2 protein-coding genes are annotated in these 2,261 nt (G+C 69.9%); both read left to right on the plus strand.

Annotation, left to right across the window (positions count from 1 at the left end):
• Positions 1-138 precede the first annotated feature (138 nt).
• Positions 139-1,188, plus strand: a complete 1,050-nt coding sequence (locus tag ACGFIA_RS28645; protein ID WP_357386190.1) for a sugar ABC transporter permease — start codon at positions 139-141, stop codon at positions 1,186-1,188.
• Between the two features lies 1 nt (position 1,189).
• Positions 1,190-2,149, plus strand: coding sequence for a carbohydrate ABC transporter permease (locus ACGFIA_RS28650; RefSeq protein WP_357480478.1), 960 nt, complete (start codon positions 1,190-1,192; stop codon positions 2,147-2,149).
• Positions 2,150-2,261: the final 112 nt, after the last annotated feature.

Raw genomic sequence — 2,261 nt, forward strand, 5'->3', positions numbered from 1 at the left:
TCCCCCCCCCCCCCCCCCCCCCCCCCCCCCCCCCCCCCCCCCCCCCCCCGCGCCCCCCGCGCCCCCCCCGCCCCCCCCCCCCCCCCCCCCCCCCCCCCCCCCCCCACCTCTGGCAACCGAGCCCTTGAAGGAGGGTCGATGGAGTTCGACTTCGCGGCGGAGCAGCCGAAGTTCCTCATGCTGATGTACGGGCTGATCGCCTTCGTCGCGGTGGTGGGCGGACTGCTCCTGCTCCTCGACGTGGTGCCCTCGTACTTCGCCCGGCGCCGGGAGGCGCAGCTGGTCGCGGCCTCGGCGAGCGGCGCGCCGCTGCCCCGCCGGCGCGCGCAGCAGCGCGAGGGCGCGTTCGCGTTCTTCTTCCTGCTGCCGACGCTGCTGCTGCTCGCCGTCGGGCTGGTGGTCCCCGCCGTCCGCACCACGCTGCTCTCCTTCATGGACTCCAGCAGCAGCAACTGGGTGGGCCTGGACAACTACCGGTGGATGTTCGCCGAGGACTCGATCGTCCGGGTCCTGATCAACACGCTGATCTGGGTGCTGCTGGTGCCGCTGGTCGCCACCGCGTTCGGCCTGATCTACGCGGTCCTGGTGGACAAGGCGCGGTTCGAGGCGGTCGCCAAGTCCCTGATCTTCCTGCCGATGGCGATCTCGTTCGTCGGCGCCTCCATCATCTGGCGGTTCGTCTACGCCTACCGGGGCGAGGGCGACCAGATCGGCCTGCTCAACCAGATCGTGGTGAGCCTGGGCGGAGAACCGAAGCAGTGGCTGCTGGACTCGCCGCTCAACACGTTCCTGCTCATTGTGATCATGGTGTGGATCCAGGCCGGTTTCGCCATGGTGGTGCTCTCCGCCGCGATCAAGGCCATCCCGGCCGACATCGTCGAGGCGGCCCGGCTGGACGGCACCACCGCGTGGCAGATGTTCTGGCGGATCACCATTCCGAGCATCCGGCCGGCGCTGATCGTCGTGGTGGTGACGATCTCGATCGCCACGCTCAAGGTCTTCGACATCGTCCGGACCGCCACGAACGGCAACTACGACACGAACGTGATCGCGACCGAGATGTACAACCAGGCGTTCCGCTACCAGGAGAACGGCCAGGGCTCGGCGCTGGCGGTGTTCCTGTTCGTCCTGGTGATCCCGATCGTGATCTACCAGATCCGCAACCTGCGCAAGCAGCGGGAGGGCTGAGATGACCACCGCCACGCCCACCGTCGGAGTCGGCGCCCAGGCCACCGAGCCGACCACCCGGGGCGCCCGGGTGCGCAAGCGCCTGAACAGCCGTACCGCCACGCTCGTGTCGATCGTCATCGCGATGCTCTGGACGATCCCGACCTTCGGCCTGTTCATCTCCTCGATCCGACCGGAGAACGAGATCAAGACCACCGGCTGGTGGACGTTCTTCAGCAAACCGCAGTTCACCCTGGAGAACTACCAGGAGGTGCTGTTCAGCTCCGGCTCCTCCGGGCAGCTCGCCAGCTACTTCATCAACTCGCTGGCGATCACCATCCCCTCGGTGCTGTTCCCGCTGGCCTTCGCGTCGCTCGCCGCGTACGCGCTGGCGTGGATGAACTTCAAGGGCCGGGACTGGGTCTACATCGGGATCTTCGCGCTGCAGATCGTGCCGCTGCAGATGGCCCTGGTGCCGCTGCTGCGGTTCTTCTCCACCGGCGTCACAGTCGCCGGCGTGCAGATCCTCCCCGCGTGGGACCTGGTCGACGAGCAGAAGTTCGCCCAGGTGTGGTTCGCGCACACCTGCTTCGCGCTTCCGTTCGCCGTGTTCCTGCTGCACAACTTCATCTCGCAGCTCCCCGGCGACCTGATGGAGGCGGCCCGGGTCGACGGGGCCACCCACCCGAAGATCTTCCGCACCATCGTGCTGCCGCTGATCATGCCCGCGCTGGCGGCGTTCGGCATCTTCCAGTTCCTCTGGGTCTGGAACGACCTGCTGGTCGCGCTGATCTTCGCGGGCGGCGGCGACGAGACCGCCCCGCTGACCGTCCGGCTCGCCGAGCTGGCCGGCACCCGGGGCAACGAGTGGCAGCGGCTGACGGCCGGCGCGTTCGTGTCGATCGTCGTACCGCTGATCGTGTTCCTGTCCCTCCAGCGCTTCTTCGTGCGAGGTCTGCTCGCCGGCAGCGTCAAGGGTTGATCCGGCGTGGGGGGGGGGGGGGGGGGGGGGGGGGGGGGGGGGGGGGGGGGGGGGGGGGGGGGGGGGTGGGGGGGGGGGGGGGGGGGCGGGGGGGGGGGGGGGGGGGGCGGGG

Source organism: Micromonospora sp. NPDC049203, from assembly GCF_043197215.1.
Lineage (GTDB): Bacteria > Actinomycetota > Actinomycetes > Mycobacteriales > Micromonosporaceae > Micromonospora.